Consider the following 7,094-nt stretch of genomic DNA (forward strand, 5'->3'; position numbering starts at 1 on the left):
CTGCAACGTTGCACTGCTTCGTTGCTGCGATTCAAAAATTGTAGCACAGCGTTTTTGGGGCAATTCCGGAATGCATGACTTTTTTATGTCGCCCTGCATTCCGGCGCCCTGCTGCAGCCCGGGTCAGGCCAGGCTTTGCCCATCGCGTATGCGGTGGATCTCGGCGATGTCCACCACCCAGACCAGGCCGTCGCCGACCTGGCCCGAGTGACAGGCCGAGGTGATGGCCGCGCGGATGGGCTCGACCATGGATGCCTCGGCCAGCACGCAGACCATGATCTTGTCGGAAAAGTCGGTCAACTCCTCCTTCACGCTGCGCTTGTCGATGGCGGCCGGGGCCGTGAAGCCCTCGGCACGGAACAGCGTCACGCCGGGGAAGTTGGGAATGGCGCGCAGCGCGTCGCGCAGGCGCTCCAGGCGGCTGGGGCGCACGATGGCCCGGATTTCCTTCATGGTCATTGCAGTGTCTCCTTCATCAGGCTTCCAGCGGTTTTTCGTCAAACCAGCGGTACAGGGTCGGCAACACCACCAGCGTGAGCAGGGTGGACGAGATCAGGCCACCGATCACCACGATGGCCAGCGGGCGTTGCACCTCCGAGCCGGGGCCGGTGGCGAACAGGAAGGGCACCAGGCCCAGCAGCGCGACGGTGGCCGTCATCATCACGGGGCGGAAGCGCTGCACGCAGCCTTCGCGCACGGCCTCGGCCACGTTCATGCCATCTTCGCGCAGCTTGCGGATGCAGGAGACCAGCACCACGCCGTTGAGCACCGCAATGCCCCACAGCGCGATGAAGCCCACCGATGCCGGCACGCTCACGTATTCTCCCGTGACGAACAGGCCTATCAGTCCCCCGATGGAGGCGAAGGGCAGCACCAGGATGATCAGCCCGGCCAGCTTGACCGAGTTGAACAGCAGGAACAGCAGGAAGAAGATGGCCACGATGGTCAGCGGCACGATGATCTGCAGCGTGCCCATGGCGCGCTCCATGTTCTCGAATTGGCCACCGTACTTGAAGTAGTAGCCATCGGGCAACTGCACTTCACTGTCGATGCGCTGCTGCACTTCGGTCACGAAGCCGCCCAGGTCGCGCCCTTCCACGTTGGCTCCCACCACCACGCGGCGCTTGCCGCCTTCGCGGCTGATCTGCGCGGGGCCGTCCACCAGCTCGATGCGGGCCACGCTGCTCAGCGGCACCTGGGCGCCCGTGGCCGTGGTCAGCAAGGTGGCGCCGATGGCGGCGGGCGAGCCGCGGAACGGCTCGGGGAAGCGAACCACCACGTTGTAGCGGCGCTCGCCCTCGTAGACCGTGGTCACTTCCTTGCCGCCGATGGCCGACTCGATCACGCCCTGCACGTCGGTGACGTTCAGGCCGTGGCGGGCGATCGCCTTGCGGTCGATATCCACGGTCAGAGCCTGCTGGCCTGACAGGCGCTCGACGCGGATGTCCGTGCTGCCCGGCACGCTCTTGAGGATGCGTGCGACCTGCTCGGACACGTCGCGCAGCTCGCTCAGCTCGTCGCCGAAGACCTTGATGGCCAGTTGCGAGCGCACGCCCGTGACCATTTCGTCCACGCGCTCGGAGATCGGCTGGGACAGCACGATCTGCACGCCCGGGATCGAGGACAGGCGCTGGCGGATGTCTTCGTCGATCTCATCCTGGGTGCGGTCGGACTCGGGGTCCAGCAGCACGATGGGGTCGGACTCGTTGGGGCCTGCGGGATCGGCCGGCGATTCGCCGCGTCCGAGCTTGGAGACCACGCTGAGCACGCCGGGCACTTCGGCCACGGACTTCATCGCCGCCATTTCCATGCGGATGGACTCGTCCAGCGAGATGCTGGGCACGCGGTTGATCTGCGGCGTCAGCGCCCCCTCCTTCATGGTGGGCATGAAGGACTTGCCCAGCAGCGGGAACAGTCCCAGCGAGCCCAGCAGCAGCGCCACGGCCACGGCCAGCGTGGCGCGGTTGCGCGCGGTGGCCAGGTCCAGCAGGCGCAGGTAGTGGCGCTTGAGGAAGGCGATCAGGCGCGTGTCATGGTCCGCGCCGCCCTTGAGGAAGTACGAGCACAGCACGGGCGACAGGAACAGCGACACGGCCAGCGAGACGGCCAGCGAGATCGCGATGGTCAGCGCCAGCGGGCCGAACATCTTGCCTTCGATGCCTTGCAGCGTCATCAGCGGCAGGAACACCAGGATGATGATGGCGATGCCGAAGATGGTGGGCGTGGCCACCTCGGTGGTGGCCGACAGCACGGTGCGCACGCGTGCGCCCATGCTGTCGCCGGCCTGGCCGAGCTTGTGGAACACGTTCTCCACCACCACCACGGTGGCATCGACCATGAGGCCGATGGCGATCGCCAGCCCCCCCAGCGACATGAGGTTGGCCGAGATGCCCCAGCGGTTCATCATGATGAAGGTGGTCAGCGGCGTGATGATCAGCGTGGCCACCACGATCAGGCTGGAGCGCACGTCACCCAGGAAGATGAAGAGCACCACGACCACGAGCAGGATGCCCTCGATCAGCACCTTGCCCACGGTCCACAGCGCCGAGTCGACCAGGTCGGTACGGTCGTAGTAGGGAACGATCTGCAGGCCGCCGGGGAGCATGCCCTTGGAGTTGATCTCCTGCACGCGCTCCTTCACGCGGGTGACCACCTCCTTGGCATTGCCGCCGCGCATCATCAGCACGATGCCGGAGACGCCTTCGGTATAGCCGCCCTTGATGATGGCGCCCTGGCGCACTTCCTGGCCCAGCTGGACCTCGGCCACATCGCGCACGAAGACCGGCACGCCGCCTTCCTGCTTGAGAACGATGTTGCCGATGTCATCCAGCGACTGGACCAGGCCCACGGCGCGGATCAGGTACTGCTCGGTGACCTGGGGCAGGATGCCGCCGCTGGCATTGGCGTTGTTGTCGGCGATGGCCTGGACCACATGGCGCACGGACAGGCCGTAGTGGCGCAGCCGGCCGGGATCGACCTCCACCTGGTACTGCTTGACGTAGCCGCCCTGCGAGTTGATTTCGGCCACGCCGGGAATGGAGCGCAGCAGCGGGCGCGCCACCCAGTCCTGGATGGTGCGGCGCTCGGTCAGCTCCTCGGGCGTGAGGGCCCGCTTGCCGTCGTCGGGATGGTCCAGCGTGTACTGGTAGACCTCGCCCAGGCCCGTGGACACCGGCCCCAGCACGGGGATGATGCCTGCGGGCATGCGCGGCGTGACCTCCATCAGCCGCTCGGTGACGAGCTGGCGTGCAAAGTACACGTCGGTGGCATCGGTGAAGACCAGGGTGATGATGGACAGGCCGCTCTTGTTGAGCGAGCGCATCTCCACCAGGCCCGGCATGCCGGTCATGGCGATTTCCAGCGGCACGGTCACGAAGCGCTCGATTTCCTCGGGCGAACGGCCTGGCGCCTCGGTGGCCACCTGAACCTGGACGTTGGTCACGTCAGGAAAGGCATCCACCGACAGATTCATGGCGGCGCGCAGGCCGAAGCCGCACAGCACCAGCGAGAGCACGATCACGATGAGCCGCTGGCTCAGTGCGGCCCGGATCATGGAAGCGATCATGGGCTTACTCCAGCTCTGCGCGCTTGCGCTCGTTGTTCAGGTGGAAGGCACCCGTGGTGACGATGACCGTGCCATCGGCCACGCCCTTGTTCACGGGGCGCATGCCGCCGCTGGCGGTGCCCAGCTCGACGGGCGTGAGGCGGTAGTGGTTCTCGCCCTTCTTGACGAAGACATGGTCGCGGTCGTTCTCGCGCACCACGGCCTCGGCCGGCACGGCCAGCAGCTGGCGCACCTCGCCCTGGATGCGCATGGTGGCCAGCATCTGGGGCTTGAGGTCGCGCTCGGGGTTGTCCACCTGGGTGCGGATGGTGACGGTGCGGGTCTCGGGCGTCACGGTGTCGCCCACATGCACGATCTGGCCCGACAGCACGCGCTCGCCCAGGGCGGGCACGGCGATCTCCACGGCCTGGCCGGCACGCACGCCGCTGGCCATCTGCTCGGGGATCGCGCCCACCACCCAGACGCTGCTCAGGTCGGCCACGGTGAACAGCGGATCGCCGGGCTGGGTCACCTGGCCGGAGCTGACCTTGCGCTCGATCACCACGCCGGCCCCTGTGGACAGCACGGCCGCATGCGACTGCAGCGTGCCCTTGTCGCGCAGCTGGGCGATGGCGCTGTCGGGAATGCCGATCAGGCGCAACTGGTCGCCGGCAGCGCGCTGCTCGGCGCGCGCAATCGACAGCTCGGACTCGCGGCGCTGCAGCTCGGCCGAGCCGATGACGTCGGCGGCTATCAGCTGGCGCGCGCGCTCCACGCCGCGCTCGGCCAGCGTGGCGGCGGAGTGTGCACGCAGATAGGCCAGCTGGGCGGTGGTCAGCTCGGGGCTGGCCACGCGGGCCAGCACCTGGCCCGCGCGCACGCGGTCGCCCACTTCGACCAGCACTTCGGTCACGCGTCCCGTGGCGGCCGCGCCAATGCGGGTGACCTGGCGCTCATTGGCCTCGATGCGGCCGGACACCTCCTGCAGCAGCGCGATCTGCGCCTGCGCCACGGGCTTGACGGCGAAGTTGGGCGCCATCTCGGCGGTGACGCGGACCTCCATCGGGTCCTGCTCCTGCGCAGCGGCCGCTGCGGGCGCCGCCTTGGCTTCGGCCTCTTCGTTCTTGCCGCAGGCGCTCAGCGCCAGCGTTGCGGCCAGCAGGCCGGCCAGGGCCAGGGAGTTCACCAAGGTGCTGCTGCCTGCGCGGGCGGCGATGGGTTGCGGATGCATATTCAAGGACATGTTCGTTTCTGATTTCGGGTGTGAGGCAGGGACGGCGGGCTTCACAGCGCGGACGGATCGTCGTAGCGGCCCGCCAGGTATTCGAGCTGTATGCGCGCCGCCTGCAGCTGGTAGCGCGCGTCAAGCAGGTCTGCACGGATGGAGCGCAGCACGCGCTGCGCATCGAGCACATCGAGAATGCCGCGCTCGCCGAAGCGGTAGGCGGCCTCGGCCACGCGCAGGGCCGACTCGGCCTCGCGCACCGAACCCTGGCTCAGTGCCTGGGTGCGCAGTCGCGCCATCTCCAGCTCCTTCCAGGCCTGCAGCGTCTGCTGGCGCAGCTCGATCTGCCGGCCTTCCAGCTGCAGACGCGCGCGCTCCAGCTCGGAGGCCGCCTCGTCGATGGGGCCGCGGTGCTGGTCGAGCAAGGGGATCTGGATGCTCACGCCCACCGTGTTCAGGCGCACGTCGGGCTCGCGCGTCTGGCCGTAGCGCAGCTCCACGCCCGGCCAGCGCGAGGCCTTGGCACCGTCAAGCCGCGCCTGGGCACGCTCGACCTCCGCCTTGAGCTGGCGCAGTTCGGGATGCTCCATGGGATCGATCTCGCCCATGTCCTCGATGCGCAGCGGATCCTCCAGCGACACATCCAGGCGGAAGCGCACGGGCAGCTGGCCTGCGGCCAGGCGGCCCAGCGCCAGCTGCGCCTGCTCGGCACGCAGCCGCGCGGTCTGCTCCTGCTGGCGCGCCTGGATGATTTCGGCATCGGCCTTGATGATTTCGTAGCGGGCCGCCTCGCCGCTGTCCACGCGGACGCGGACGCGCTCATGGGCCTGCTCCAGAAGGCGCACCGCCTCCTTGGCGGCCTCGACCTCCGCCTCGCGCAGCACCATCTCGTAGGCGCGCAGCCGCACCTGGGCCACCAGCGCATTGCGCGTGGTCGCCACGAAGTGCACCGAGCCCTGCTCGCCTGCCCTCGCGGCCTCCACGCGCGCACCTCGCACGGCGGGGTTCTCGATGGGCAAGGCCACGGCCCAGCCCTGCACCGTGCCGGCTGCCGCGCCCGGAACGCGGGCGCTGTTGCGGCCCTGGTTCCATTCGAGCTTGGGATTGGGCAGCGCCGAGGCGCTGACCACGCCTGCGCGCGCCGTGGTCCGGGACTGCTCGACAGCGCGCAGATCGGGGTTGTGGTCCAGCACGGCGCGAACGACCTCGTTCAGGCTCAGCTGGGGCAGGCGCTGTGCGGCGGCCGAAGCCACCGAAGGCGCCTCTGCGGCCGAACCGGCCTTCGGCACGATCGGCGTACGGGACGCCGCGGCCTCGGCGGCCTCGGCGGCGGCCGGAGCCGCCTGCGTCAGGGGCGCCTGGGACGCCTGGGGCTTGCCAGGGGGGTGGGCCTGCGCCGAAGCGCCAGCACCCCAGCCCACCAGCAGGCTGCAGATCGCGCCTTGCAGGACCTTGCGCGAACAGGATGGAAAACGGGCGGGGGCCATTCCCGCCAATACCGTTGGATTCACCATGGCATGCATCTGCCGCAAAGCGACAGTCGAGGGGTTGAGTAAGAGATGGGCCCTTCCCTGCGGACCACGCGGGAACGGGCATGGCCGCGCCGTGCGCAGTCAGCGCGCGGACGACGGCATGGCGTGCACGCCAGCAAGGCGCGCACGAGCAGTGATCAGGCAGTGGGATGCGTCAGCCGACAAGGGGCGCAAGGGGCACAAGGCATGCCTGCGCCGCAATATGCGGTCAGCCGAGCAGGGAAGGTCTTGGAGGGCGCAGCAACTGGCCCGGGGCGGGCGACAGGTGCGCCTGGGAATAGGTCGAAGGCGGGGCCCACAGCGACACCACCTGCACGGCGATGGGCTCGGGCGGCCAGTACATCTCGGCGGAACGGTCCTCGCCGCAGGCCAGCAGGGCCAGCAGCTGGCGCTTGTTGCCGCTGTGTGCCGTCAGCTCGGCAAACTCGGTCTCGTCGTCTTCCTCCACTTCCGCGAGTTCCTCGAGGAATTCCTCATCGATGGTCACGACGGGATGGTGCGCCAGCAGGCCATCGCCTTCCAGTCCATCGGAAGATGCCGAAGCTGCCACCTGCCCGCAGAAGATGGACAGCAGCATCAGCAACGAAAAGACAAACGATGGCGCAAGGCGCATGGAGCGGGGCAGACGAGTCGGTGAAAGATGGACGCCCTGCAAACAGGACACCGTCTATTGTTACGAATGTTGAGGGAAAGTTCCGGGTTTGCCCTTAAAAAATCTGGGCAATAGATCGTGTTTTGTGCACAAAGGCTTTCCATGTGAAGAAGTCACACCGAAAACTGCAACAACCAGAAA

5 protein-coding genes are annotated in these 7,094 nt (G+C 67.9%); all 5 read right to left on the reverse strand.

The window, feature by feature from the left end; translation table 11 throughout:
* Positions 1 to 123: 123 nt before the first annotated feature.
* Positions 124 to 459, reverse strand: coding sequence for a P-II family nitrogen regulator (locus ACF8LI_RS20225; RefSeq protein WP_016450797.1), 336 nt, complete (start codon positions 457 to 459; stop codon positions 124 to 126).
* 16 nt (positions 460 to 475) lie between these two features.
* Positions 476 to 3,565, reverse strand: coding sequence for an efflux RND transporter permease subunit (locus ACF8LI_RS20230; protein ID WP_016450796.1), 3,090 nt, complete (start codon positions 3,563 to 3,565; stop codon positions 476 to 478).
* A 4-nt stretch (positions 3,566 to 3,569) separates the two neighbouring features.
* A complete protein-coding gene (locus tag ACF8LI_RS20235) occupies positions 3,570 to 4,787 on the reverse strand; it encodes an efflux RND transporter periplasmic adaptor subunit (RefSeq protein ID WP_016450795.1) in 1,218 nt (405 codons plus the stop codon).
* A 41-nt stretch (positions 4,788 to 4,828) separates the two neighbouring features.
* Positions 4,829 to 6,283 carry a TolC family protein gene (locus ACF8LI_RS20240; RefSeq protein ID WP_016451428.1) on the reverse strand — a complete coding sequence of 485 codons (1,455 nt, stop codon included), beginning with the start codon at positions 6,281 to 6,283 and terminating at the stop codon, positions 4,829 to 4,831.
* Positions 6,284 to 6,509: 226 nt separating this feature from the next.
* Positions 6,510 to 6,914 (reverse strand): hypothetical protein, encoded by a 405-nt coding sequence (locus ACF8LI_RS20245; protein ID WP_016450793.1) that lies wholly within the window; start codon positions 6,912 to 6,914, stop codon positions 6,510 to 6,512.
* Between the last annotated feature and the right edge of the window lie 180 nt (positions 6,915 to 7,094).

The sequence above is a fragment of the Delftia sp. WSY_12 genome, from assembly GCF_043104645.1.
In the GTDB taxonomy this organism is placed as follows: domain Bacteria; phylum Pseudomonadota; class Gammaproteobacteria; order Burkholderiales; family Burkholderiaceae_C; genus Comamonas; species Comamonas tsuruhatensis.